The organism is Nocardiopsis sp. MT53 (genome assembly GCF_019598965.1).
GTDB lineage: Bacteria > Actinomycetota > Actinomycetes > Streptosporangiales > Streptosporangiaceae > Nocardiopsis > Nocardiopsis changdeensis.
Genome location: NZ_CP080599.1, coordinates 1,669,697 through 1,695,160 on the forward strand (window position 1 = coordinate 1,669,697; position 25,464 = coordinate 1,695,160).

Consider the following 25,464-nt stretch of genomic DNA (forward strand, 5'->3'; position numbering starts at 1 on the left):
CCTCTGCATCTGTGAACTCCTGAGATCCCCGTTCACCGCCATGCAGAAGCGAGCTGATCAATTTCGGACAGGCTCAAGCGAGGCAGTAACGATGGCGCGGATGGCCATGAGGAGTCTCTTCTCCAGGTCCGTGGGAAGTTCGGAGCGGTCGAGGCCACAGTCGACCACGAGCTTCTTCAGGAGCCTTGTCCCACGGCGAGGGGGAGTCGACCAGTTCTCGAGCGCAGTAGCCATCCCTGCTCTGGAAGGTCCGTTCGAGCAGTATCGAAGCCGCCTGCTCGACGTCGTCACAAACCCTGGACTCCATGCAGGGCATGCGCTCCGGCCGGGCGATGAACACTATGAGGACCATGAGGTCGATACTCGACACGTTCTGGAACCGGGGCGTCCGTGCTGTCGACGAGCTCGATCACCGCGCAGCCGAAATCCTGCGCGATATACCCTGATCCAGCCTCTCCCCCAGTGTGAAGGGAACACCTGTGGAGATCACGCTCTCCCCCGTCGCCACCATTATCGGCGGCCGGTTCGAGGTCGGTGACGACTACTGGGGCGGTGTGCGGTCCGTCATCCGCCTCAACGAAGACCTGCCCCTGGACACGTTGAAGGGCCTGGAGGAGTTCAGCCACCTCGAAGTCGTGTGGCACTTCAGCAAGGGCTCAGACGCCGACGTGCACCTCGGGGCACGCCACCCGCGCAACAACCCGGCCTGGCCGGAGACGGGGACGTTCGTCCACCGCAACCACCGGCGCCCGGCCAGGATCGCGGTCTCCCACCCCCGCCTGCTGAGCGTCGAAGGCCGCGACCTGCACGTGGAGGACCTGGACGCGGTCGACGGCACTCCGGTCTACGACATCGCCCCGTGGTTCACCGAGTTCGGACCGCGCGGAGAGGTCGGCCAGCCTTCCTGGCCCGGAGAAATGCTCAGCCGGTACTGGGAGAAGCGCTCGAACACGTAGCATCGAGTTACAACGGTGAATGCGCAGTGCCAGCCGGCCTCGGCGGGCACCAGCGGTCAGTCGGTGTGCAGGCCTCTGAGGAAGTGGGCCCCCGCTCCCGGGGTGAAGTCCAGCGGCTCCACGTGGAGGTTCTGGTTGTCGCGCACACGCGTCACCGGACCTTCGGAGACCTCCACACAGGTCCCGGCCTCGTTGCTGTAGCTGGACTTGCGCCAAGGCAGGCTCTGGGTGCTCATGTGGAAAACCCTCCTCAGTCGAGTGCGGCGATCCGGGACCGAATCAGGTCGCGGGACCGCTACGGGAGCCTGGTCATGTGCGCTACCGGCCTGAGTGGTCCTTGTCGTTCAAGCGGTCAGCAGCGGTGCGGTCCCAAGAGGTCACCGACCTCTGGCCAGACGTTGGCCGTCGTGGCTGCGGACGTGGGGGGTGTTGGGGTCCAGGGCGTCGAGCAAACGGACCGCATAGACCTCGCCCATGCGCTCGGACACCTCGGCGGGGGCGAGCCAGGCAACTTCGGTGGATTCCGCGGAGGGGCGCTCTGTGCCGCCGGAGGGCTTGCAGCGGAAGACCAGGGCGACGACACCCCGGGCGGTGTTCTTGTAGACGCCGGTGAGGCGGTCCACCTCGACGTGGATGCCCGTCTCCTCCCAGACCTCCCGGCACACGCCGTCCTCCGGGGCCTCGGCGAGCTCCAGAACCCCACCCGGGAGCTCCCAGCGTCCGTTGTCGGCACGGCGGATCACCAGGAACCGGCCGTCCTCGTCGAGGACGGCTCCGGCGACGGACACCGAGTGCAGCGGCGTTGACGGCCTGTCTCCGGTGCTGTTACTCATGTACAGGAGCATAGGAGGTACGGAAGGACCATGGCGAGCACTGTAGGGGCGCGGTCCGGTAAGCCCCGGTATCTCCAGATCGCGGACGACATCGAAGAGCAGATCACGACCGGAAGGTTGGCTCCGGCAGCGGAGATTCCGAGCGAGACGGTGCTGGTGGAGCGCTACGGCGTCTCGGCGGGCACGGTTCGCAAGGCCATCGCCCAGTTGCGGACCGTTGGGTTGGTGGAGACCTTCCAGGGCAAGGGCTCGTTCGTGAAGTCGCGCCCGCCCGTCACCCGCAAGTCCTCCGACCGGTTCCGGCGCTCGCACCGTCGCGCGGGTAAGGCCGCCTACATCGCCGAGACCGAGCAGGCCGGGGTCGAGCCGACCGTGCAGGTGCTGTCCATCGGCCCGGTGCCCGTTCCCGCCGAGATCGCGGAGCGCCTGGGCGTGGATGAAAGCGACAAGGTCCTGGCCCGCCGACGCCTGTACTTCAGCGACGGCACGCCCACGGAGGAGGCCACGTCGTACCTGCCGTGGGACGTGGCCCGGGACATCCCGGAGTTGTTCGAGGAGAACCCCGGAGGTGGCGGGATCTACGCACGGCTCGAAGAACACGGCCATGAGTTCGCCGAGTACACCGAGACGGTGCGGGCGCGGCTGGCCACCAAGCAGGAGGCGAGCGCGCTGGGCCTGAGCCCGGGTTCCGCGGTCTTCCACCTGACGCGCAACGCCGTGACCACCGCCGGGCGTGTGGTGGAGGTGTGCGACACGATCATGGCGGCGGATCAGTTCGTGCTCGACTACCGCATCCCCGCTGTGGACTGAGGGTTTTCCGGGTTCTTCGCCAACGGGGTTGACTCATGTACATGAGTGAGGCAACCTGATCTCACACTCATATATATGAGTACATGAGTTAGGCACATACATATGTGATGGCTCTTCCACCAATCCCGGCCCTCTTGGAGCGTGCTCCGTGAACGCTGCCGTCGTCTCGATGCCGAAACCGATCGCCACGGAAGATGGCGTCCCCGAACCGACACAGGTGGGAGTCGGCAGGGGCGGGTCGACCGCGCGTGCTCCGCGCGGGTCGAGTGAGTTCGGTCCTTTGCTGCCACCGCCCCGAGCCGATGACCCGGTGGGGCACGGATACACGGCTTTCCAGGTGGTGCGGTTGGCGGTATGGGCGGCGCGGGAGTGCCGGTGGGTGGACGCCATGGACCCGGTGCACCGCGCGGAGACCGCGTGGGAGGCCATCACCGAACACCTCCATCTCGTCCACGAGCGCCCGGAGGAGACGGAGCTGATCGCCATCGGGTGGAAGGCGATGAAGGCCCAGCACTACCAGGATCTCAAGGTCCGCGGTCTGGGCGGCAAGGACAAAGCCCTGCTCTCCCGGGCGTTCGTCCGCTACTGGACCAGTGCGTCGGCGCCGGCCCACTCCCACGAGGACCACATCGTCGACCGCCTCGCCCTGGCGCAGATCTGGGCCGCCCTGAAACCCGCTCATCGCGAAGTGCTCATCGCTCTGGCCGAGCACGAGGACCGGCGCAGCGCCGAACGCTCCTTGAACATGGACCCCGCCGCCTTCACCCGCACGTTGGGGCGAGCCCGCCGCGCCTTCCTGGCCCTGTGGCACGAGGGCGAGACCCCGTCCCTGCTCTGGGGCTATGACCGCCCCGGGGCGCGGCACCAGAACGTGATGTACCTGGTCCGGCTGCGCAAGCGCCGAGCATTGCAGCGCAAAGCTGAAGGCCATGTGCGCCGCTACGGACACCGCCCGCCCCGGGACCTGGGGGTACCCGACACCGAACTGCTGGCACGGCACGAGGCCGGGGAGAGCTACGCGGCGCTGGCCGAGTGCTTCGGTGTCAGCCGCGCGCTGATCGCCTCCCGAGTAGCCAAAACCCGAGCCCAAAGGGAGATACAGACCACTCATGCGACACCGCTGACGGCATCCCGCAAGTAACGGGAGCAAAGAAAAGAAGGTGCCCCGACCGGTGCTGGAACACCGGACCGGGGCGTGATCACCACCTGAAACCACCAGGAGGAGACCATGGAAAACCCTACTACCGGCCGCCATCGTCGACCCTGCCACAGCATGGCCGGGCGCGTATGGGCGCTGACCGCAGCGCTACTGGCCACAGCCCTGGCGGCGATCTTCAGCCCTCGATTGGATCGTCCCAGCCAAGTACCGCGCGCATTGCCCGCAGCACCGACGCCCGGAGGCAACCCCGGGCACGGTAGGCGAGGCAGTGACCTGCTCGCCGAGCCTCCCGGCTTCCCGGCGCAGAACATCTGGGCGGCCGGGGCGTCCACAGCCTCGACCCTCTGGGAGCAGGCCTACCGCGACCGCCCCACATTGTTCGAACCGGAGGATGCGGTGGACGCCGATCCCGACCAGATCGCCGGAGCACTGGTTCGCCCCTACCTCGGCCCTGCCATGATTCCCCGACCGCGACCGGCCGAGCCGAGCGATTACCCGGCCAGGCCCTCGACTGTGGAGCCCGAACCGGTGAAGGACGAGTTCGCCGAGCTGGCCGACCGCATTCGCACTTACCTGGCCATGAGGAACTGAACCGCCCTTCATCGGGATGGACTTACAGTTCCGCCCGCGAGCGGCCCCATCGGAACGTCCCCCTCCAGTTCATCGGTGCAGCTCAAGCCACTGCGAATGGGCCTTTCGCAATCCAGGCACATACCCGAGCGGGCGGTCCCTCTTCGCGCAGGGCGGAGCGAGGACAACATGGAAGCGATCGCGGAGGAGGAGCGTGCGGCGAGGATGCTCGGTGAGGTGAGAGACACGGCGAAGACAGCGGAGCGTGTCCGGAGCGATCGGCGGGTGTCGGGGACGGGAAAACCCCGGATCGGGGATCGAAACCGGGGCTCTGAACTGGGGTTTTGTGGGTAGGCCCCCAGGGGCTCGAACCCTGAACCCACGGATTAAAAGTCCGCTCCCACCACGGCGATACGCCCCACCACGCCCCGATAGCTCCCCCGCCACCCCACAGCGCCAACACCACATAGGACCACCCGGGACCACGGGAGACCGCCCTGTCCCCCAGCACCGGAGCAATCACCGAGCAACCGCCCCACCTCCCGAGCCACGGACCAAATCCATGGGGGCCAGGTCAGCACATCCGCTGCAAACCCTTGCCTGTTCCGTTTCCGATGGGGTCACTGAGCCTTTTTCATCCTGAACGTGCAGGTCGCAGCCTCGTACCAGCTCACCCTGAGCACCCCTGACAGCAAGAAGCCCCTGGTAGATGGATTAACGACCAAGAAAACCCGCCCCACCAGAGGCTCCACATGCTGTTCTACCGTGCCGCGCTACCCCTGTCACGCCGGACCCTGAACCTGGCCGCCCGCACCATCCGAACCCACCGCAAGAACACCGGTTCTCGATGGCGCCGCCTCGACCCGGCCACCCAGGCCCTGCTCGTCCTGGTCCACCTGCACAAGGGCGAACCGTTCGCCCAGGTCGCGGCCGGTTTCGGTGTCGGCACCACCACCGCCTGGCGCTACGTGCACGAGACCACGGCCCTGCTCGCCGCCCAGGCGCCCACCCTGGAGCAAGGACTGCGCCGCGCCCGCCGCAAGGGCTGGGGATACGTGATCGTGGACGGCACGCTGATCGCCTGCGACCGTCTGGCGGCCGACCGCCCGTTCTACTCCGGCAAGCACAAACAGCACGGCATGAACATCCAGATCGTCGCAGCCCCCGACGGTGAACCCCTGTGGACGTCCTGGTCGCTGCCCGGGGCGGTGCACGACACCCGGGCCGCCCGGGTCTGGAGGATCGCCGATCGCATCAGAGCCGCAGGACTGCTCGGCCTGGGCGACAAGGGATACGTGGGGCTCTCGGACGTGGTGTTCTGCCCGTTCAAAGGGCGGGGCAAGCCGCAGTGGAAGAAGGAGGCCAACTCCGAACACGCCAAGCTCCGCTCGCCGGGCGAGCGCGCAATCGCCCAGCTCAAGCAGTGGGACATCCTGCGCCGCCTACGCTGCTGTCCGCAGCGCGCTGGCCAGATCACCCGCGCGGTGCTGGTCCTTCAGCTCCGAGAAGCAGGATGAAAAAGGCTCACTACCCGGAAAACCGATGAGGAAGCGGCCATTTCCGTACTCGGTGAACACTCACAACAGTCCGACCACGAGCAATTGAAACCGACCAGTGAGCACCGGTTTAGTGTGAGATACAAGCGCTACCACAGCACAGGTCGGCATTCCTTGCTACGCCTCATATGGCGTGAAGAACGGAGGGTCCACCATGTCCGCGATGGTGTAGTCCTCAAAGGTGGCATCGGTCAGGACACGGAAGAGACACTCCGATGCCGACATCGTCAGGAGCTGCCAGTCATCGGCCTCCTCTCTCGCCACCACCGGCCAGTCCTCCGGCGGAGTCTCGGCGTCAGCGGCCCAGCAGAACTCCGCGGCCGTCATCGATATGCCCCAACGGACCAGACCCTGCCCGCCCGGACGGTAGACGCCATAGGAGCCGAAGACATCGTCCGTAGCAAAAAATTACCAAAGTCAAGCCAGATCAAAAAATAATTTCCATCATCATTCAAAGTAGCCATATTCAGACAAGCGCTCCCCTCCCCCCCTCCATTTTCCATCGCTCGCCTCAAAAGGAATTGGAATTTGACTATCGGTTTCGTCGAAGAACTCCATCTCCCCAGTGTTCCAAATATAAGAATACAAATACTGGGAGAATCCACCATTGAAGTGAGCCAGATCGTCGGCGCGCGACGACGCCGCTACAGTCCACGCGTTGGGATCACCCGGCGACGTGACCCAGTACAAAGCATCCCCATCAATAGTGAAACCCCAAGGCAGCCACCCACCCACCTCAGGAAATAGCGAGTAAGGTCGTGGTGAGTCGGGGTTGATTTTTTTACGAAAATCGCTTAATTTTCCCTCATCCTTCAATCGAGAACCCAATTCCGTGACGCTATTTTCGACACCAGGGATGCAAATATAGAGATACTCCTCGAAGCTCCCCGGGCCAAACCAATATACGTACTCCTTGTAATCCGATGGCAGAGAAGTTCCCAACTCGGCTTCCGCCCTTCCCCAATCCACCTTGTATCGGCGAGGCCCCTCCAGTCCTGCGTCTGATGCCAGTTGCGAAATCGTCACCTTCACGAATCCTCCTTAAGGCATTCCCGTAGGGGTGTTGTACACAGTCCATTGAGCATAGAAACCCCGATCGCCCACAGCATACAGGTCGATGGTCTCCGGAACGGGGTTGTTTCCTTCATAGTTAGGGACAGAAACGTAAAATACGCGCTCCCCTGCATCGAGCCGCCTCCTCACTACATGCTCATACTGCGCCATCACGCCCGAGTTAGCCGCAGTATACATCTTTACAAGGTTACGCCTGTCTCTGCCTGTACCACCAAGTTCACGAGCGAGAAGGTGACCTCGAGCAAATCCTCTTTCTCCGTCGAGATGCTGCCATCCGGCCGGATTGGTTTTTTCGCTACCCCTACCGCGATCAGTGTCTCCACCAATGATCTCCGTCGACTTATTTGGGTCCTTTTTCCTGCCGCGACCCCTGTAGTCGATTTGGTCAGCACTCAAGCATGCCGTGACGCCAGTGGCTCTCCCCTGAGAGTCGAGGGGGTGATAATAGACCCATGATTCATTGCCCTGAAGGCAGTTTCCGGGCTGCTCATCCCACCCCCCCAAGAGATCGCTAAATTCTCGACGACGATCCGCATCAGTGAGAATAATTGGGAAGTGTTTAAAGTAGTCCTTCAGTTGCTTTTCATTTAGCCCCAGATCCTTTACGGCACGAGTGAATGAGTCGTCAACAAATTGGTCGTGGCCCGAGTCTGTGGTTGCCTCAGTAGTGGGCCGTTCGTACGCAGTGGCCAGGACCGCTGCAAGGATTGCCTTCCACGGGGGCGGGGGCGGAGGAGCCGCAACAACGAAACCGCCTCCATTGCCATCCCAGTAGTAGTAGCCGCCTCCAGAAGGGTTTGGGACCCACGTGGGCTTATTCCCATAGCAGGAACGGCAGAAACCCTTGCCACCGTAACCCAGGCCAGGGAAATCCTTATTCCCGTAGCAGAGATTGCGACAGGTGCCATCTGCCAAAGTTCCAGGCGTGAGAACCACGATAAGACCAGCAAGGCCACCAACAACGGCTGCCTTCACTCCGGCAGCAACTCCGGCTGCGGCTGCGGCTCTTGCTGCGGCTTTCCTCGCCTGCCTTTTGAGATACCTCTCCATTTTCTGAGAAAGCCGACGAAGCTCTTCGTCAATGTGATCGGTGTACTTATCCGGGATAACGTCAGGCCAATGCCCACTGGGGTCGGTGAAGTTCAGCGGGGAACCGTTGGCGTAGGTGTACCGGTTCGCTTGTACCGACGGGACCGGGTTGAGGGTCCAGCTGTCCCGGGAGGCGAACCCGCCCGTCGCCGGGTCGTACCAGCGGGCGTGCATGTTCACCCGCCCGGTCTCCGGGTCGGTGAACTCGCCCTGGTAGCCGAGTGAACCGGTGGCCCCGTCCTCCTGGGTGACCTCGCCGAACGGCGCGTAGGTGCGCGACCCGGTGATCGCTCCGGTAGCGGGGTCAAGCCCTGCGATGACATCGCCGTGCTGGTCGGCTATGGTGACCAGCCCAGCACTGCCACCGGTGCTGGTGGACAACGGTGATCCGGCCAGGTCCCGGGCGATGAGCTCCCCTGCCACGGAGACCGGGTCGTTGGCCTGGTCCGCGTAGAGGATCTTGTCGCCGCCGCGCTGAATGAGCCGGTTCAGGCCGTCGTAGAAGTAGGTGGTGTCCCCATCGGTGATCATCCGGCCACGGGCGTCGTGCGTGAAGGCCGTGACGGTTCCGTCGACGTCCGTGGTTTCGGCCAAAGTGCCACGGGCGGTCCAGGAGTAATCGGTCCCGGCCCCGCTGATCAAGCGGTTGCGCTCGTCGTAGACGGCGCTGTCCTCACCAGCGGAGGTGCGGTTGCCCGCGGCGTCCCAGGTGTAGTCGGTGACCGTATCGTCGGGTGCGGTCCAACTGGTCAGACGCCCGGCATGGTCATAGGTGTAGGTGTGCTCGCCCTCCCCGGCGATACCGGCGGTGGTCCTGCCGGTGACCTGTCCGGCCTTGTCGTAGGTGTAGGCGGTGGACAGGGTCGGCACCGGGCCCAGGGTGAGGGTGGTGTCGGTGAGCAGGCGCCCCTGGGCGTCGTAGGTGAACGAGCGCTGCGGGGCCGGGTCGGCTCCGTAGGTGATGGTGCCCAGGCGTCCCGCACTGTCATAGGCGTAGCGGTGCTCCACTCCGGTGAGCGGGTCTCCGATGGCGCTCACCCGTCCCGCGTCGTCGTAGGCGAAGGTGGTGGTTCCGGCCGCGTCGGTGCGCTGGGTCATCCGCCCTTCGATGTCGTAGGAGAAGGACGCCTCCCCTGAGCTGCCGGCTGCGGTGAGCAGGTTGCCGCGGTCGTCGTAGGTGTAGGTGGCCGATCCGGCCCGGGTCGGGCGGCCGACCAGGTCGTAGGCGAAGGTGTCGGTCTGGGTCTCGGCCTCGGCTCCGCTGCCGCTGACCTGGGTGATGCGGCCCAGGGCGTCGAAGGTTCGCTGCTGGACGACCCCGCCGGGCTGGCGTTCCTCCACCGGGTTGCCCGCGACGTCGTAGACGGTGGTCCAGGTGCGGTCGGCCAGGTCGGGGTGGGCGTCGGTGGCCGGTTCGATCACCGATTCCAGGAGCCCGTGGGTAGTGAAGGTGTACCAGGTGGTGTTGCCGCGTCCGTCAGTGAGGCGGGTGCGGTTGCTCGCGGCGTCGTAGCCGAACGTGGTGGTGATGGAGGTGGTGTCGTCGACGGGCTCGGTAAGGGTGGTCAGTCTTCCGAGAAGGTCGTATTCCTGGGTGGTGGTGTGGCCCAGGGGGTCGGTGATGGCGACGGGGTTGGAGTCGGCGTCGTAACGGGTGCTGGTGGTGGCCAGGGTGGTGCCGGAGGCGTCCTCGGCCGTGGTGGCGGTGGCGCGTCCCGCACCGTCGTAGGTGGTGCGCAGCGTGGTGCCGTCGGGGTGGGTGACCGCGGCGGCCAGCCCTGTTGGCCCGTAGGTGTAGGAGGTGGTCAGTCCGGCGGGGTCGGTCTCCGTGACCGGTTGTGCTGCGGCGTTGAAGGTGGCGGTGGCGACCGTGCCGGAGGGTGTGGTGGTCGAGGTGAGGTTGCCCGCGTCGTCGTAGGCGAGGCGGGTGGTGTGGGCGCCGGGGGCGGAGTGGCGCTCGATCTGCGTCAGGGTGATCTGGCGGCCCAGGTCGTCGTAGGTGGCCTCGGTGCGGGCGCCGGTCGGGTCGGTGACGGAGAGCTGCTCGCCCAGTAGGTCGTGGGTGTAGGTGGTGACCGGGGCGTCTTCGCCCTGGCGGGGTGCGGGTTCGGTGAGGGTGGCGATGTTGCCGAGCTGGTCGTAGGTGTAGGTGGTGACGCCGCCGGCCGGGTCGGTCTCGGAGGCGATGTGCCCGGCGGTGTTGTAGGTGGTGGTGAGGGTCGGGGTCAGGGCGGTGGAGGAGCCGGGCGGGGTGTAGTCCGCGAGCGTGACCGACACAGGGCGCCCCGCACCGTCGTAGGAGGTGCGGGTGATCTGTCCCTGGGCGTCCTTCTCGTGGGTGGCCTCACCGAAGGCGTTGTAGCCCACGAGGGTGGTGGGGCGGCCGGTGACGGCTTCGGCGGACCATTCCTCAATGGTCACCGAGGGGCTCTGGGTGGCGACCGGTCGGCCGAGGGCGTCGTAGGTGTGGTGGACGGTCGCACCGCCGGGGGTGGTCTCGGTCAGTGCCAGGCCCCGCTGGTCCAGGGTTCGGGTGAGGGTGAGGTCCTGGTCGCCGTTCTCGATGGTGTGGCTGGTCCAGGCTCCGGTGATGTCCCGTTCGTAGGTGGAGGTCTCGGTGCGTGTGCCACCGGCGCCGGTGCGGGTCTCGGTGAGGACCTCTCCCCCGGCGTCGTAGGTGTAGGTGGTGCGTCGGGCGAGCCCGTCGGGGTCCAGGACCAGGGCGGTGATGCGGTTGGCGGCGTCGACCGTGTAGGTGGTGGTGACGGTCCCGTTACCGGTGCTCTCCCGGGTCAGGTTGCCCGCGGCATCGTAGGCGCGGTCGGCTAGAACGATGTCGCGGGTGGACCCGTCCTCCTCGCGGAACCCGACGCGGATCTCCTGTGCGGGGAGGCCGTCGTCGTAGTAGGTGTAGCGGGTGGTGCGGCCCATCGCGTCGGTGTGTTCGGCCGTGCGACCCACGGGGTCGTAGGCGTAGGAGTCCAGAACGACGTCGGTGGCGGGCTGAGGGTCTGCAGGATGTCCGGTGTAGCCGGTGAGGACGACTTCGGCCAGGTCACCGGTGGGCGTGTACTCGTAGCGGAAGGTGTCTCCGCCGGACATGGTGCGGGTGTGCTGGTTGCCGTAGGTGTCGTAGGTGTAGGTCTCCGTCTGGCCTTCGGGGTCGGTGACCGAGGCCAGGCGGCCGTGGTCGTCGTAGGTGCGGGTGGTGGTGCGCACCTGGTCGGTGTCACCCAGGTCGGTGACGGTCTCGGTGAGGGGCAGGCCGTCGGGGTCGTAGGTGTAGGAGACCGAGGCCTGGTGGGAGGTTTCGGTGACGGCGTTGACGGTGGCCGGACCGGTTTCGGTGGTCACCCGGGAATCGCCGTCGTAGTTGCGGGTGGTGGTGATGCCTTCGGGGTGGTCGTCGGTGATGACGGTGGCGGAGACTTCCCGGCCCAGGGTGTCGTAGGTGTACTCGGTGATCAGGCCGTTGGGTGCGGTCACCCGGGCCAGGTCGCCGGTGGCGTAGTACTCCCGTGAGGTGACGGCCCCGCGGGGGTCGGTGGAGGTGAGCAGCAGACCTGCGGGCACGGTGCCGCCGCCGACGGCGGTCTCGGTGCCGTCGGTGAAGGTCTGGGAGGTCTCCCGGCCCTGGGGGAAGTCCGGTGTGGCCGGGGTCGTGGTGGCGATGCGGTCGCCGAAGGCGTTGTAGGTGTGGACCGTCGCGTAGGTGTCGTCGTCGGCTCCGGTGGAGCGGGCGTCGCGTTCGACGGTCAGCTGGTCGTTGCGCGGGTCCAGCGGGTCGTCGGCGTTGAGGTGGAACCCGTAGTAGGACGTGGAGCAGGAGTCCGGGTCGGAGGCGTCGCGGCAGGTGGTCTGGGAGATCTTGTTGCCGCGTTCGTCATGCCCGGCCCGGGTGACGGTGCCGTCCGGTGCCGTGGTGGCGGCGAGGAACCCGCCGGTGTCGTAGGCGAAGGCGGCGGTGTTGCCGGACACGTCGGTCTGGGAGATGAGGCGGTGTCCGTTGAGGGGGTCGTAGGTGTAGCTGGAGGTCCGGTCGTCGGGGTCGGTGACCTTGACGGTGACGGTGCTCTCCGTCTCGGGCACTTCCTCGTCGTCGCCGGTCGGGGTTCCGTTCGCACCGGTGAGGGTGTGGTCGGAGAGGCGGTAGGTGGCGCCGTTGGCATCAGTGTAGGAGCGGACGCGGTCGTGGGCGGTGTCGTGCTCGATGGTGGTGTGCACGCGGCCGCTGGGCAGGGTGGCCTGGGTCAGCTTCTGGGAGAGGGTGCCCGCGGCGTGGTGTTCGGCCACGGTCTGGGCGCCTAGGGGACGGTTGTACACGGCGATCTCGTCGAGGTCGCCGGTGAAGTGGGAGATGTCGCCTTCGCTGCCCGGCCAGTTGGACCAGGAACCGGCGCCGGCGTAGACGTAGCGCTGGTCGTCCTGGGTGATGGCACCGGTGAGGCCGCCGACCTTGGCGCCGTCCAGGTACAGGGACTGGCGGTCGCCTGCCGCGGTGAGGGCGACGTGGTGCCAGGCGCCGTCGTTGACGGCCTGGTCGGTGGTGATCGGTGCGACCGTGCCGTTCCAGAACTGGCCGCGGAGCCTGCCATCGGTGCCGACGTACAGGGCGGGTGTGGCGGTGCCGGTGATGGCCTCGTCCAGTGCCTGCTGCTGGTAGCTGAACAGCACACCGTGGGCGTCGGTGCGGAACCACATCTCAACGGTCAGGTAGGGGGTCTGTCCCACCAGCCAGTCGGACAGGCGCAGGTGCGAGGAGGTGCCGTTGAAGGTCGCGGCGCTCTCCGGGCTGCCCTGCAGGGCACCGCCGGTCCCGAGCTGGACGTCGTGGTAGACGCCGGTGTGGCGGTCGTGGTCCAGCAGCAGGTCGTTGTCAGCCTCGGTGGAGCCTTCGGCTTCGCCCAGGCGCCAGTAGGCGACGGGGCCCGCGTCGCGCACGACCGTCAGGTAGTGGGATCCGTCGGTGTAGGTGTAGCGCGTGCAGGCACCGTCGGTGTCCTCAGGGCCGCAGACCTGGACGAGCCGCTCACCCTCGTAGGTGTAGGTCCACGTCAAAGGTGCGGCGTCGGTCTGGGGCGGCTCGGTGCTGACGCTGGCGACCCGGCCGTTCTCCCAGGTGAAGTGGAGCGTGCGTCCGCCAGGGTTGGTGACGCTGGCCAGGGTGCCGTCGGAGGCGTATTCCAGGTGCTGGGTGCGGTCGCGGAAGTCGGTGATCTCCACAACCTGGCCGGAGGCGTCGAAGACGTACCCGGTCTGGTTCTTGTCGGTCAGACGCCAGCCGCCCCCGTCGGTGGAGGTGAGCGTGGCGAAACTACCGAAGGGCGGTGCGTAGGTGCCGTCGGGGTTCTGGCCGAAGCGGACCTGCTGGCCGTGGGGGTAGGTGACCACAACGTTGCCGGTGCCGTCGTCGTCGGGACTGACACGCATGTCGAAGCGGGTGCTCCAGCCGGCGCCGAAGACGTTGTCGGTGCGCGGGTCACGGCTGTTGTAGGTGCGCTGGATGCCGAGCGCGGGTCCGACAGCCGCGACCTCGGCGTCGGTGTCGGTGAGGGTGTGGTTGCCGATCAACGGGTCGACGTCGCGTCCTGCGCCGCTGAGCCCGACACCGCCCAGATGGGAGGTGATGGCGGGCTGCTCCACCGCGGTGACGAAGGGGTAATAGGGGCTGATCGGACTGGCTGTGGTGCCCTCGCGGGTGCGGACACGCCAGAGGAACTGCTCGCCCCAGGCCAGGGTGCCCTCGGGGACCACCCAGGTGCGGTCATCCTGCCAGGTGGAGTTGACGCACTCACCCGGTTCGCCGTCGTTGTCGGCGCAGACCTCGAACCAGTACTCCACCGTGGCGTCGGCCGGCCAGTCGTCGATGCTCTCGCCCTCGGCGAATAGGGTGGGAGTGAGGCTGCCCACCTGGGCCCCGGGTCGGGGGTAGATGTCGTTGATACGCGGCCCCACGTCCTGGGAGGTGACGGTGACCGTGGTCACCGGGACCGATTCGCTGGAGAGCCAGCGCTGGTCCTGGAGCCTTTGCATATCGAAGTTGAGGAGGTACTCACCCGGCGGCAGCGGCGGGATGCGGGCGTCGAGGGTCGCCGAGTCATTGGGGGTGAGGCGCTCGTTGAGGCGGGTGAACGCCACCGCGTCCAAGAGCTCGCCGGTGGCCTTATCCCGGACCCGGGTACCCAGGCGGAACTCGTTCCACCCCTGGGGTTCCCAGTCCTGGCTGCCGAGGTTGGTGACGGTGACACTGACCTCGCCACCCTGGCCTCCGGTGACCGGTTCGGTCAGTGAGCCGACGTCGTAGGAGGCACCCCACTCGCTGTGGGTGATGGCGAGGTAGGGCTGGTTGGCGGACTGGCGGCTACCGAAACGCTTCCAGGCGTTGGTGTTGTCGAAGTCGGCCTGCAACGACAGGCCGTGGTTGGTGACCGACCCTTCAACCCAGTCCTGGACCAGGTCCACGCCCTTCTTGCCGAGGTCGACGGTCTCCCACTTGGCGCCACTGCAGCTCTCACCGTGGGAGAAGGAGTCGGTGGCCACCGCGGTACCGGAGCTGGAGGGGCGGTTGTTCCAGGTGACGGTGGACGCCGACCAGGACTCGGTGATCTGGTGGACCCTCATCTGGCGGGGCGAGCAGTTCGCGGACCAGTGGTTGAACAGGACCAGGTCGGCGTTGAGGATGTAGCGGTTCTTCAGCTGGCTGTTGACGTCACCGAAGCGCAGGTAGCTGATCGCCCGGGTGCTGCCGTCGTAACTGCCGATCTTGAGCTCGTCGTCTCCGCCGTAGTTGGTGGTGGGCCAGTCGTTCTGGACATAGGAGTCACCGTTGGTGTCGATGTCGGCGACGCTGGGGTCCACCTGGACGGGGTAAACACGGTCGGGGTCGTCCAGCCAGGTGTCGTCGAGCACCACGACCAGGGACCAGTCGCCGTCCTTCTCCTCCACCCGGTAGCTCACGTCACCGGACATGGCGGGGCCGCCGGTCTCCTCATTGAAGGAGGAGTCCTCCATCCACCCGGTGGGGATCACGGCCTGGGCTTGGCCGTCGGTGTCGGAGAAGACCACTGCGCCCTGGTCGTCCAGTTCCGGGGTCAGGCCGTTCAGTTCAAGGGGGAAGGTCCACTCGCGGGGAGCGTCCGCGGAGTTGAGAATGATGGTCTCTTTGACCATGCCGGGGGCGGCCTGCAGTTCGAGGTCCGCATCGGGGCGCACGTTCTCGTACAGGATGGTGTCGTCCTGGGCTTGGCCGGTGACGGGAGCTGCTTCTTCCAGGCCGAAGGCGAGGCTGTGCCCACCGTTCTCGGTGACGCCGAGCGTGACCAGTTCCGGGGCGTCACCGTCGGTGGAGAGGGTGAGGTCGGTCTCCTCAACGGCCATGCCGAGGAGGTCTCCTTCGTTCCCCGTTGCCGGGTCGCCGGCTGCCGGGGTCTTGGGGACCAGGGTCGTGTCGATCTCCTGCCAGGTGCCGTTCTCGTCTCGGGCGTGGACCGGATCGGTGTAGAGGAGCGTGGTGGTGGTGCCGTCGGTGTTCTCGTACTCCTTGGTCCACCGGGTGCGCTCGTCGACCAGTTCCTGGCTCTGCTCCGGGTCGAACCCCTCACCGGCAGGGGTGGTCTCGACCATCTCCTGGGTCTGGTCGGTGAGTTCCTGGGGATCGATGTCCGGGGAGACCGGCGTGAAGGGGGTGGTTCCCCCGGCCAGCGGCAGGGCGTCGTTGTCGGTTTGGAGGTCAGCGGCGTCGAGGGCGTTGCCGCCGTTGGCATCGCTGTGCTCGGCTGGTACCTCGTGGTCGCGGCCAGAGGCGTCGCCGCCGAGCTGTTCGGGTCCTGAAGGGATCTGTGCGGGCACGAGGGCTCCGGAGGCGCCCTGCCCCCAGGCCGGTTGCGCCAAGACGCTGGCCACCAGGGAAAGAGCGACGGCACCGGCCAGGGTCGAGGACCAGATCCGACGGCTCAGGGTTCCGCCATGGTGCGACGCGTGCACGACGCTCCTTCACTTGCGATGCGACAGCAACAGGCCGACCGCGGCAAGGAGAACAACGCGGTCGGCCCTACTAGAACCCGGACATATTAGGGCTAACCGCGTAAACCAACCACAACTTTTGAATAACGTATCGAACATTTGCATAGTTATGAAAACATGACAAAAAGTGAGCCTTTTGTGAGGTTCAGGATGGTTAGGGTTCCGCCGTCCCAATGTTGACGTCGAAGGTGCCCGATGAAGCAGAAGCTCTCCCAGCTGTCCACTTCCCAGAAGTGGCTCGCCGCCGCGACAGGCGTGGCGGTCATCGGGGGAATGGGCACCTACGCTCTCGTCGCCGGCTTCGCCGACCCCCGGGCCACCCCCTACGACTTCAACGGGGACGGCTACCCCGACCTGGCCGTGGGACTACCGGGAGACACCCTCAACAGCCATGCGAACGCCGGTTCCATCGCCATCACCAACGGCAGCGTCACCGGTGATTTCAGCTCCGGCTACCTGCTCCACCAGGACTCGGCCGACGTCGCAGGAGCACCGGAGAAGAACGACAGCTTCGGCCAGAGCATGGCCAGCGGCGACTTCGACGCCGACGGATACGCCGACCTGGCGGTGGGCATCCCCTTCGAGGCCATCGGCGACGTCGAGGGCGCTGGATACGTCGCCATCCAGTACGGCAGCGGCTCCGGGCTCATCAACACCCGCAGCCAGTCGATCCACGAGGACAGCCCCGGCATCCCCGGGACCGTGGCCAAGGACGAGGTCTTCGGATACTCTCTGGCCACCGGCGACCTCAACACCGACGGATACGACGACCTCGTCATCGGCATGCCCCTGGACAACGCCAACGGCAAAGGCAACGCCGGAACCCTGCGCATCATCTTCGGAACCGGCACCGGCCTGGACATGAGCTCGACCATCTCGGTCGACCAGCTGACCGCGAACGTTCCCGGAGCCCCCGAAGCCGAGGACCGCTTCGGCGAGCAGCTCGCCGTCGGCGACATCAACGGCGATGGGAACGACGACTTGGTCGTGACGACCATCGGCGAGCAGATCTCCGGCAGCTCCGACCGGGGATCCATTCACGTGCTCTACGGCCCTTTCACCGACGCACCCGCGGACAGCGACTACATCGACTCAGCCCACGTCGACGGCATCGGCGAGTTCTCCGGAAGCGCCTTGGCCCTGGGCAACTTCGACGACGACCCCTACCTTGATGTGGCGGTCGGCGTGTCCGACCAGAAGGTCGGAGAGGTGGGCGCGGCAGGCAGTCTGGCTGTTTTCTACGCTGGCGCCGACGGCCTCACCCACCGCAACGTCGAGGTCATCCACCAGGACACTCCCGGGATCGGCGGCGCCCCCGAACCGGAGGACTACTTCGCCTCCGACCTGGCGGCGGGCGACATCGACGGAGATGGCATCGACGACCTGGTCGTGGGCATGCGCAGCGAGGCGATCGGCAGTGCCACCGGATCCGGGTCCGCCATGGTCCTGTTCGGCAACGCCGACGGCGGTATCTCTTCGGCGGATTCGGTATGGATCGACCAGGACGTCGAAGGGGTTCCCGGCACCGTCGCCAAGGACGACCACTTCGGCTGGACCGTCGGGATCATCGACATCGACGACGACGGACACGCTGAACCCCTCATCGGCGCCCCGGGCAACGCGGCCGGCACCGTCACCGTCCTCAAGGTGGACCGTGGAGCCCTGGTCTCTGCACAGGCGTACGCCCAAGCCGATCTCGGTCTCGGCAACGGCGTCAACGGGGATGCCTTCGGTATCGCTTTGCCCAAGTAAGACGCTCTCGGCCACACGTCTGGCCGTCGTTCCCCGAGCACCGTGGCCTGAGAATCCAGAAACACGGCTCCACCAAAGCCGGTACATGCCAAAACCCGGCACGAAACAGTGTGAATACGACGCTTCGCCAGTCACCCTGCGCTCCTGCCCGGCGAGAGCACACCCGGACCCGGTTTCGGGATGTCCGGGTTCGCCATGGCAATCTGGGTCCCTGTTACTGGACAACAGACGGGTGTGGTGATGGATCCGATCCTGATCGGTGGGTTGGCGGGCGCGGTGGGCAGCGTGGTGACGGCCTTCACCACACAGCTGTTCGCACACCGAACCAAGGCGCAGGAGCTCAGGCATGCTGAGCAGGTGCGCGAGCGACAGCAGAGTTCCGAAGACTCTCGAGCCGAGATGGCGCGGCGCCGCACCGGGTACATCGCGCTCAACTCCGCAGCTCGGGAGTATCTGACGGCACTCACCGACCTTCTGCGGGCCCTGGAGTTGGACGAACCACGTGACGAGGAACGGGGATCTATCGAACGCGTCCGGGCGGCCTACCGGCTCAGCTACGCCGAGGCACAGCTTTCGGTGAACGACGACATTCTCGGGGCCGCGTCCAAGGTCAACCGGAGCCTGTCCAGCCTTTTCGGCCTGGTGAAGCGGCTCGACCACGGCAATCCCAGGGACGGGGAAACCGCGAAGCTGGCCGAAACCAGGCGCCAAGACACCTGGGTTCGGCTTCAGGAGCTTCGCCTGTTGATGCGTGTGGACCTCGGGGTGGGGGTACCGATGGCCGGGACGGATGAGGAAGGTTCATACGCGTAGCGCGTACGGACTCCCCTGTTCCGCTACGTGCCCGGCCTGCTCACTCCAGTTCATCTCAGCCTCGGAAAGGGTCACCGAAGACCAGGCCGCTGCTTCCGAGAGCCACGTCGAGCGCTACCGGCACGGCCACCACACGCACCGCCTCTACCGACCCCTCACGAAGCCTGAGGATGGTGTTCGTGTCCTCCTCGCCCGCGTCAGCACAGTGTTCGGGGCCGCAGAAGACCACACAGGACCTGCCTTCATTCTGGGCGCTCGAGAACAGGATGCCGTCGAATGAGGGTTCAGAAAGCCACTTCATGTACTCGGTGACCACCTGGGTGGGGACGTAGTCGATATGCTGGCTTCCGTTGAGCGACACCGGTGCTCGTAGGTCCTGAGTGAACGAGTGCAGGAACACGAGGTCGTAGTAGGACTCGCGTCCAGCCGCGTCGAACACGCTTGGTACCGGCGGCAGATCCGCGAGGTTGATCATTCTCAGTGCCCTGGTGGTCTCGAACGCGCCGATCACCGCGAATCTGCTGGCACCGTGCGCGCCGATCTCCGCCACCACGGTCTCCGGGTCGTCACTTCCGTAGAACATGGGGATCCCAGCAGGGCTCATACGGTTGGCCGAAGCCAGCTCTGGAGGCGGCGGGCCGAGGGTGTGAGCGTTGCACCAGCTGAGGTCATCGGGGCGGTCGATGAGCCGTCCTCGGTAGAAGACCTGGCCTGCGGGGATCTGGAGCACTGCCTGTCGCTGCTCGATGATCTTCATGAGCTTCTCGAGAAACTCGGTCGTGGTGAACTCGTCTGGGTGGTCCGAGGACTCCTCAGGAAGGGAGAGGAAGGTGAAGCGGGACGAGTATTTCACCTTGTTCCGAAACTCCTCCCACGAGCCCTTCAAGGCAAGGTCGGGCCTCAGCCTCCCCGGATCCGGGTTCCAGTCCTCGTCAGGGATCAGCGCGACTATCGACTCTATGACACGATCGGTGACGGCGTTCCCGCAGACGTCATAAGCCACGTCCTCCGATGAGTACCTCGTGGTGAAGTCATCGGACCAGAAGAGGCTCTCCTCGGAGCGGTCATAGAAGAAGCGAATCGCGGCCATGACAAGTGGCATGAACTCCTCGAAGTCAGCCGCGATCGGCTGCTGGCCGTTTGATTCGCGCTCGCAAAAGGTGCAACGGTGTTCGGTCAGGATCTCGGACACACCGTGCCGAAGCCCGTCGTCCAGGACACACTCCAGACAGACCGCCTGGTCACCGGCGTCTTCGAAACCCCGATCCTGGATCTCCATCATGCGCGCTTTGGCTAGTCCCATGACCCCTCAAGAAGTTCCGGTCCGCAGTGTACCCGTCCCTCGGTGAGGGGCGGTAGGAGGTGCCTGGCGACGGATTCGGCGTCGTTCCTGGAGACGACAAGATATCCGCATTCCTGGTGGTTTCGTGGCCGATCTGGCTTTCGACACCGAAAGGGTTGGCTTCGGTCCTGAGGTCGGGGAAATGGTGGAGCTCCTGACCGAGCACGGTAGGGGCTGGCCCTCATCCAGGCTTTCACCCGGCATGTGTGCGGGACCTATTGCTGTGGTCAGGGCAAGCGTGTGTGGTTCGAGGTGGACAGCGATGGGGCTGAACTCAACACCGCAGAGTACTCCAGCCGCACTTGGAGATCTTGGTCTGAGCAACCCCCGGACATGAGACGGCCACCGCTGTGATCATGTGGGTGTGTTGGAACCAAACGATCGGCGGTGACCGTGCCGCCCACTGTAGTAGAAGCCGGCTCCGAAGCATGGACGAACAGTTTCGAGGACCTGTTCTCCCAGGTCGTAGCGCCCTTCTTCGGCCGCAGGGAACCCCGGCTGCGCGCCCGCTACTACCTGCTGGGCCTGCTCAGCGGCCTGGAGCGTAAGAACGGCTGGTCCCTGGCCGAGTTCGCCAGCGACGCCACCCCCGACGGCATGCAGCGGCTGCTCAACCACGCCCGCTGGGACGCCGACGAGGTCCGCAACGCCCTACGCGCCCAAGTGGGAGAACGGCTCGGCCACCTGGACGGGGTGCTGGTCGTGGACGACACCGGGTTCGAGAAGAAGGGCCGCCGCTCAGCCGGGAGGGCCGGGGCGGCGAGGAAACGGACGGCCTCGCCACACAGGGGGCCCGAGTCGTGGGGACGATCGCCGCGTGAGGGGCCGGGCGGTGATGATCCGGGCGAGCTGATCGGGTTGACCGTCAACGAGATCCGCCGATTGCATGCCCACTACCATCGACCCGATCATGCCTGGTCGTACCGGGTTCGTTGGTCGCGGTGGAGACACCGTCACCAGGCCCGGGCCCGCTGCTGTCACTACCAGCGGCAGAAACGTCTCATCGATCACTAAGAGCTCATCTCATTTGGTGAGTTGGCGATAGCAGATCAGTGTGCAGGCGATGCCGGCGAAGGCCAGGAAGTGGTCGGCCTTGCGCTCGTAGCGGCGGTGCAGGCGGCGGCATCCGGCCAGCCAGGCCATGGTCCGCTCGACCTGCCACCGATGCCGGCCCAGCCGCTGCGAGGACTCCATGTCCCGGCGGGCCAGGCGGTGCACGATCCCCCGCTGCCGGAGCCAGCGGCGCAGATGGGCGTAGTCGTAGCCCTTGTCGCCGTGCAGCTTGCCCGGGCGGCGCCTGCGGGGTCCGCGGCGGGAGCGAATCGGAGGGATCCCAGCCACCAGGGGCTGCAACGCTTGGCTGTCGTGGGTGTTGGCCCCCGAGATCGCCATGGACAGGGGCAAACCCTGTCGGTCGGTGATCAGGTGGATCTTCGACCCCTTCTTGCCCCGGTCGACAGGATTGGGACCTGTCAGGTCCCCCCTTTGAGAGCCCGCATGTTCACCGAGTCGATCGCGCACCGCGACCAGTCCAGCTCACCGCGAGAACCGAGCTCGTCCAAGACCAGGCGGTGGAGCTTGGCCCACACCCGGGCCCGGGTCCACTCGGTGAAACGCCGGTGCGCGGTGGCACCAGAGGGACCGAAGACCGGCGGGAGCTGGGCCCAGGTGCAGCCGCTGGTGGCCACGAAGATGATCGCGGCCAGCACTTGGCGGTCGCCGTGTCTGCGCCGCCCGCCGCCTTGCGGGCGGGTGGGCGCCTCGGGCACCACTCGTTGGAACAGTTCCCACAGCTCGTCCGGCACCAGCCGTTCCACCATCGACACAGGAGCAGGCTACCGAGAACCCAAATGAGATGAGCTCTAAGTGCGGCTGTAGTGCTAACGGAGACCACATAGGACTCCTCCGTGTTGTGGGATCACGGGACTGCGGAGCATGAACGGAGGATTTGAGGCCGCCGTCAAGGTGCGGATTTCAGTCCGCTGGTACCTCGAGGTCGTACGGTCAGCCTTAACGGCGGTCCGACTGGCCCCGGAGCAACCTCGAGGGCGCGGTTCAGGCCGTGGCCTCGGACACAGGTCGTCCCGAAGCGCCACTACGCCTCTACGTGCAGGGCTGTTTCATAGTCGGGATCGTGGACTATCAGCGCTGATCACAGCCCTGTAGCGATCCGGTCGAAGCCCGCACCAACGAGCAACGGAGCCCGCTAGAAGATCAGGGACTTCCACATCTCTGACTTCCAAGGGACTCCGTTGCGCCCCCAGTCTGCCATGCCCGCCCCTGTCCCCGTCGGCCTTGCCGACAAGCTCGCCCGCCTGGCCGATCCCCGCTCGCCGCAGGGTCGCCGCCACAGCCTGGCCAGCGTCGTGCTGTGCGCCCTGTGCGCGATGCTCGCCGGAGCCCGCCACCTGCGGGCCATCGGCCAATGGGCCGACGCCGCACCACAGCACACCCTAACCCAGTTGGGATGCCGGAGCTCCTGTCCGGCCTTGGGGGCGCGCTCTGCTCCGTCCCCGGCGACCATCCGCCGGGTCCTGCTCGCCCTGGACCCCGAGACCCTGGCCGCCCTGACCAGACCCGACACCCTTGAGGTGGTGGCGGTGGACGGCAAGACCCTGCGCGGATCGGCCACGGCCACCGAGGTGGCGGTGCACCTGCTCGCCGCCCTGACCCCGGATCGGCACCTGGCGGCCCAGGTGCGGGCCCTTGCCGGCACCAGCGAGATCGACGCCTTGGCCGTCCTGCTGGCGGGCGTGAATCTGGCTGGAGTGGTGGTCACGGCCGATGCTCTGCACACTCAGGCCGACACCGTCACCCACCTGGTCCAGGACCTGCACGCCGACTACGTGTTGACCGTCAAACGCAACCAGCGGACGCTGTTCGCCCAGCTCAGGACCCTGCCCTGGGCGCAGGCTCCCGCACTGGGCACCACTCGGGCCTGTGGCCACGGGCGGGCCGAGACCCGTACGGTCAAGGCCATCGACCTTGAGGGCAGGACCGGTTTCCCGCACGCGGTCCAGGCGGTGCGCGTGCGCCGTTACGTGAGGGATCTGCACACAGGGAAGGTCTGTGGACCGTGGCTTATGCGGTGACCTCGTTGGAGGTCGGGCAGGCGGACGCGGCCCGGATCAGTGCTCTGGTGTGGGGGCACTGGAACATCGAGGCCTGGCACCACGTCAAGGACGTATCGATGGGCGAGGACGCCTGCAAGGTCCGCTCCGGCCACGGCGCCGACAACCTGGCGGTGTTGCGAGCGCTCACCTTGGTGTTCTTGGGCCGGTTGGGTCAGGACACGGTGCCCGACGCGATCCGGTGGGTGTCGTACGAGGCGTTCACCCGCCCGCTGGACGTGATCGGGCTTCGCTGACCAGCGCCAACATCACCACTCGCCGAGAATGAAACAGCCCTGCGATATGCGGGGTTCCGTACCGGCTCATCCGAGCAGCGAAATCCCACTACGTGCCACCGGAGACCACCCCGTGCCGCAGTATCCAGGAACAGCCGAGCAACCACGGAGGATTTCATCGGCCCTGCGAGACGCGGATCGAATCCGCTAGCAGCTCGGTGTTCACCGCTCGATTTTTCCCTGGAACCCGGCCTGAACGAACGCTAGTATCGGAATACCCACGGTTCTACCTCGGGCCGAGTCCGGACTGACAGTCAGAGCGACTTCCTCGTTTTGAGCTCAGAACAGGGCCCACCCCTTGAGCCCTCGCACTCCCGCACGAACTAACGCAGACTAAAATTAGTCTCAGAGCATAGAAGAAAGGCCACCCAACTTGCAACGCCGCCTTACTGTAGATTTCTCGTCTTGGTTCGATCAGAAGCATGTTCCGCAAGAGCGATTTTATCGCGAGGGACTCGTTATCCTTGACGCCAACGTGCTCCTCGACCTGTACAGACTTACCCCCACAGCCCGAAACCAGGTCCTTGATGCTTTTAGCTACGCAGGGAGTCGACTTTGGGTACCTCATCAGGCTGCCATTGAGTTTAGCCGAAATCGCAAGCGTGTCGTCGAAGAAAGAATGTCTGCATTTAAGCAGACAGGCCGACTTCTGAAGACTGCTACGACTGATGCCGCCATTATTATTGAAGATGCTATTGAAAAACTTCAGGGCCTACGCGATCGGGCGGGTACAACTAGGGAGTGGCACCCTGATGAGGCTGGTCTGAGGAGGGAAGACATCCTTGCACGACTGAACGGAGTAATGGATGAGGCAATTCAAGAATTTGAGGCATTAGAGAGCGAGCACGATTTGCATCCACAGGATATGCAACGCGTGGACTCGCTACTCCTTAGGATCGATGATCTGCTGGTGGGTAAAATTGGCTCCGGATACTCGTCCTCTGAGCTCCGGTCATACGTAGATGAGGCGCATTCCTTTCGGTTCCCGAACAAAATTCCTCCAGGATACCTCGATGCTGGAAAAGAAAGCAATCTGCGCGCTGCTGGTGATTTTATTCTATGGCGCCAAACTCTGGATAGGGCGACGGAGGTCGCCAAAAAAGAGCGCCTTATACTTTTTATCACCAAGGACCTGAAGGCTGACTGGTGGGAGTACGACGCTAAGGGAAAACTCAAAGGTCCGCGGCCGGAACTGGTCCAAGAAATGCGCGACACGGCAGGTGCTGACCTGTTGCTGGTAACGCTGAAAGAATTCATCGTCGGAACGAAGGAGTATCTGTCTTCCGAGGTATCGAATGAGACAATTGAGTCACTGGGGGAATTTGGTGAAGATTTGAATTCACTGTTGCCAGAAACATTCCGCGACCCGGGTGCATCACCGAACCTTCTCGACCTTGATAGAACTGCCTTCGAAAACCTAATCCACTATCTTTTGGCTCACATGGGCTACCATGTCGAAGGCGCCGATGTAGGGTATAGGGACGCAGGATTTGATTTTATCGCCACGAGCATGGAGGATCCCAGTAGAACAAGTATCGTGCAGACAAAGCGGCATCACAGACCTGTTCCCGTCCGTGCGATCTACGAACTGATCGGTGTTCTACGGAGCAGGAACGAGGATGAAGCCATCTTCTTTGCGACATCTGAATTTTCACCGTCCGCGACAAAAATCGCCAAGGCGGAAGGCATCAGAATTGTGGGCGGCAGTGATCTAATCGCACTTCTTGCGAATTTCGGGATCAATGCCACTATCGATGTCTCCCCTTCTAGTGTCGGGTACTTTAATCCAGATAATGACGCACGAGGCCCGTGGCGCCCATCCGACATCACAAGCCCTGATTTTCGCAAGGAGAATTATTACCCGATAATCAACCCTGACGACAAGGCGATCTACCCACCAACTGGCAGGGCATGGAGATTCCCAAAGATTATAGTTGAAGAATTGCAGGCGGAGGGGCGTATTTACTGGGGTGGAAAATCGCGCAGAACGCCAAGATTGAAGAGTTTTTTCTCCGAGAGCATGTTTAAGAAGGGAGAGCAACGGTGAGGCACTTCACTCCGCAACATATTCGCGACGCTGTG

The 25,464-nt window shown here is 65.0% G+C and carries 17 protein-coding genes, 1 tRNA gene and 1 pseudogene; 11 read left to right on the plus strand and 8 right to left on the minus strand.

The features are described 5' to 3' along the window. Positions 1-479 precede the first annotated feature (479 nt). Positions 480-956: a TrmO family methyltransferase gene (locus tag K1J57_RS07175; RefSeq protein ID WP_220563679.1), complete on the plus strand. Its 477-nt coding sequence runs from the start codon at positions 480-482 to the stop codon at positions 954-956. A gap of 56 nt (positions 957-1,012) precedes the next feature. On the opposite strand, the gene K1J57_RS07180 is transcribed toward K1J57_RS07175, so the two are convergent. Further along, positions 1,013-1,192, minus strand: coding sequence for a DUF397 domain-containing protein (locus K1J57_RS07180; protein WP_220563680.1), 180 nt, complete (start codon positions 1,190-1,192; stop codon positions 1,013-1,015). 141 nt (positions 1,193-1,333) lie between these two features. Then, complete coding sequence (locus K1J57_RS07185) at positions 1,334-1,789, minus strand: NUDIX hydrolase (RefSeq protein WP_255646873.1); 456 nt, start codon at positions 1,787-1,789, stop codon at positions 1,334-1,336. A gap of 30 nt (positions 1,790-1,819) precedes the next feature. Here K1J57_RS07185 and K1J57_RS07190 point away from each other — a divergent pair, with 30 nt between their 5' ends. The 3 genes from K1J57_RS07190 to K1J57_RS07200 all read left to right on the plus strand — a co-directional run bounded on the left by K1J57_RS07190 (position 1,820) and on the right by K1J57_RS07200 (position 4,349). After that, entirely contained in the window at positions 1,820-2,599 is a 780-nt protein-coding gene (locus K1J57_RS07190) for a GntR family transcriptional regulator (protein WP_220563682.1), read from the plus strand. A 340-nt stretch (positions 2,600-2,939) separates the two neighbouring features. After that, the gene (locus K1J57_RS07195) at positions 2,940-3,740 is read left to right on the plus strand and encodes a hypothetical protein (protein ID WP_255647129.1); all 801 of its coding nucleotides are present in this window, start codon (positions 2,940-2,942) and stop codon (positions 3,738-3,740) included. Between the two features lie 87 nt (positions 3,741-3,827). Continuing rightward, positions 3,828-4,349: a hypothetical protein gene (locus K1J57_RS07200; protein WP_220563684.1), complete on the plus strand. Its 522-nt coding sequence runs from the start codon at positions 3,828-3,830 to the stop codon at positions 4,347-4,349. 330 nt (positions 4,350-4,679) lie between these two features. Here K1J57_RS07200 and K1J57_RS07205 read toward each other — a convergent pair. Then, a tRNA-Lys gene (locus tag K1J57_RS07205) sits at positions 4,680-4,747 on the minus strand. Between the two features lie 333 nt (positions 4,748-5,080). Between K1J57_RS07205 and K1J57_RS07210 the strand changes: the two genes are divergently transcribed. Further along, entirely contained in the window at positions 5,081-5,845 is a 765-nt protein-coding gene (locus tag K1J57_RS07210) for a transposase family protein (RefSeq protein ID WP_220563685.1), read from the plus strand. A 156-nt stretch (positions 5,846-6,001) separates the two neighbouring features. Here the strand turns inward: K1J57_RS07210 and K1J57_RS07215 are convergent, their stop codons facing one another. From K1J57_RS07215 to K1J57_RS33940, 3 genes are all read right to left on the minus strand, one after another. Beyond that, positions 6,002-6,211: a hypothetical protein gene (locus tag K1J57_RS07215; RefSeq protein WP_220563686.1), complete on the minus strand. Its 210-nt coding sequence runs from the start codon at positions 6,209-6,211 to the stop codon at positions 6,002-6,004. A gap of 120 nt (positions 6,212-6,331) precedes the next feature. After that, complete coding sequence (locus tag K1J57_RS07220; protein ID WP_220563687.1) at positions 6,332-6,916, minus strand: hypothetical protein; 585 nt, start codon at positions 6,914-6,916, stop codon at positions 6,332-6,334. 9 nt (positions 6,917-6,925) lie between these two features. Next, positions 6,926-15,895, minus strand: a complete 8,970-nt coding sequence (locus K1J57_RS33940; protein ID WP_220563688.1) for a DNRLRE domain-containing protein — start codon at positions 15,893-15,895, stop codon at positions 6,926-6,928. Between the two features lie 369 nt (positions 15,896-16,264). On the opposite strand from K1J57_RS33940, the gene K1J57_RS07230 reads away from it, so the two are divergent. Together K1J57_RS07230 and K1J57_RS07235 are read left to right on the plus strand one after the other, a co-directional pair. Further along, complete coding sequence (locus K1J57_RS07230; RefSeq protein ID WP_220563689.1) at positions 16,265-17,821, plus strand: FG-GAP-like repeat-containing protein; 1,557 nt, start codon at positions 16,265-16,267, stop codon at positions 17,819-17,821. 240 nt (positions 17,822-18,061) lie between these two features. Then, on the plus strand, positions 18,062-18,634 hold the full coding sequence (locus tag K1J57_RS07235) for a hypothetical protein (RefSeq protein WP_220563690.1): 573 nt from the start codon (positions 18,062-18,064) through the stop codon (positions 18,632-18,634). A 55-nt stretch (positions 18,635-18,689) separates the two neighbouring features. Here the strand turns inward: K1J57_RS07235 and K1J57_RS07240 are convergent, their stop codons facing one another. Then, positions 18,690-19,916, minus strand: coding sequence for a HEPN-associated N-terminal domain-containing protein (locus tag K1J57_RS07240; protein ID WP_220563691.1), 1,227 nt, complete (start codon positions 19,914-19,916; stop codon positions 18,690-18,692). Positions 19,917-20,426: 510 nt separating this feature from the next. Between K1J57_RS07240 and K1J57_RS33365 the strand changes: the two are divergent. Next, positions 20,427-20,723 (plus strand): annotated as a pseudogene (locus tag K1J57_RS33365) (transposase); the annotation flags it as partial. A 276-nt stretch (positions 20,724-20,999) separates the two neighbouring features. Here K1J57_RS33365 and K1J57_RS07250 read toward each other — a convergent pair. Then, positions 21,000-21,796 (minus strand): IS5 family transposase gene (locus K1J57_RS07250; RefSeq protein WP_255647131.1). Its coding sequence is split into 2 segments (ribosomal slippage): positions 21,000-21,460 and positions 21,460-21,796, totalling 798 coding nucleotides; the frame shifts between segments, so codons are not numbered across the junction. Between the two features lie 450 nt (positions 21,797-22,246). Here K1J57_RS07250 and K1J57_RS07255 point away from each other — a divergent pair. From K1J57_RS07255 to K1J57_RS07260, 3 genes are all read left to right on the plus strand, one after another. Further along, positions 22,247-23,068 (plus strand): ISAs1 family transposase, encoded by an 822-nt coding sequence (locus K1J57_RS07255; RefSeq protein WP_255646874.1) that lies wholly within the window; start codon positions 22,247-22,249, stop codon positions 23,066-23,068. Further along, on the plus strand, positions 23,053-23,343 hold the full coding sequence (locus tag K1J57_RS33370) for a hypothetical protein (RefSeq protein ID WP_255646875.1): 291 nt from the start codon (positions 23,053-23,055) through the stop codon (positions 23,341-23,343). Before K1J57_RS07255 ends, K1J57_RS33370 begins: the two co-directional genes overlap by 16 nt. A 514-nt stretch (positions 23,344-23,857) precedes the next feature. Continuing rightward, complete coding sequence (locus K1J57_RS07260) at positions 23,858-25,429, plus strand: PIN-like domain-containing protein (protein WP_220563693.1); 1,572 nt, start codon at positions 23,858-23,860, stop codon at positions 25,427-25,429. Positions 25,430-25,464: the final 35 nt, after the last annotated feature.

What these genes read in the sequence shown, in the direction of transcription:
- K1J57_RS07215 (WP_220563686.1), bottom strand. Translation starts at nt 6,211, where the DNA reads ATGACGGCCGCGGAGTTCTGCTGGGCCGCTGACGCCGAGACTCCGCCG.
- K1J57_RS07235 (WP_220563690.1), top strand. Translation starts at nt 18,062, where the DNA reads ATGGATCCGATCCTGATCGGTGGGTTGGCGGGCGCGGTGGGCAGCGTG.
- K1J57_RS07230 (WP_220563689.1), top strand. Translation starts at nt 16,265, where the DNA reads ATGAAGCAGAAGCTCTCCCAGCTGTCCACTTCCCAGAAGTGGCTCGCC.
- K1J57_RS07190 (WP_220563682.1), top strand. Translation starts at nt 1,820, where the DNA reads ATGGCGAGCACTGTAGGGGCGCGGTCCGGTAAGCCCCGGTATCTCCAG.
- K1J57_RS07255 (WP_255646874.1), top strand. Translation starts at nt 22,247, where the DNA reads ATGCCCGCCCCTGTCCCCGTCGGCCTTGCCGACAAGCTCGCCCGCCTG.
- K1J57_RS07185 (WP_255646873.1), bottom strand. Translation starts at nt 1,789, where the DNA reads ATGAGTAACAGCACCGGAGACAGGCCGTCAACGCCGCTGCACTCGGTG.
- K1J57_RS07240 (WP_220563691.1), bottom strand. Translation starts at nt 19,916, where the DNA reads ATGATGGAGATCCAGGATCGGGGTTTCGAAGACGCCGGTGACCAGGCG.
- K1J57_RS07210 (WP_220563685.1), top strand. Translation starts at nt 5,081, where the DNA reads ATGCTGTTCTACCGTGCCGCGCTACCCCTGTCACGCCGGACCCTGAAC.
- K1J57_RS07200 (WP_220563684.1), top strand. Translation starts at nt 3,828, where the DNA reads ATGGAAAACCCTACTACCGGCCGCCATCGTCGACCCTGCCACAGCATG.
- K1J57_RS07180 (WP_220563680.1), bottom strand. Translation starts at nt 1,192, where the DNA reads ATGAGCACCCAGAGCCTGCCTTGGCGCAAGTCCAGCTACAGCAACGAG.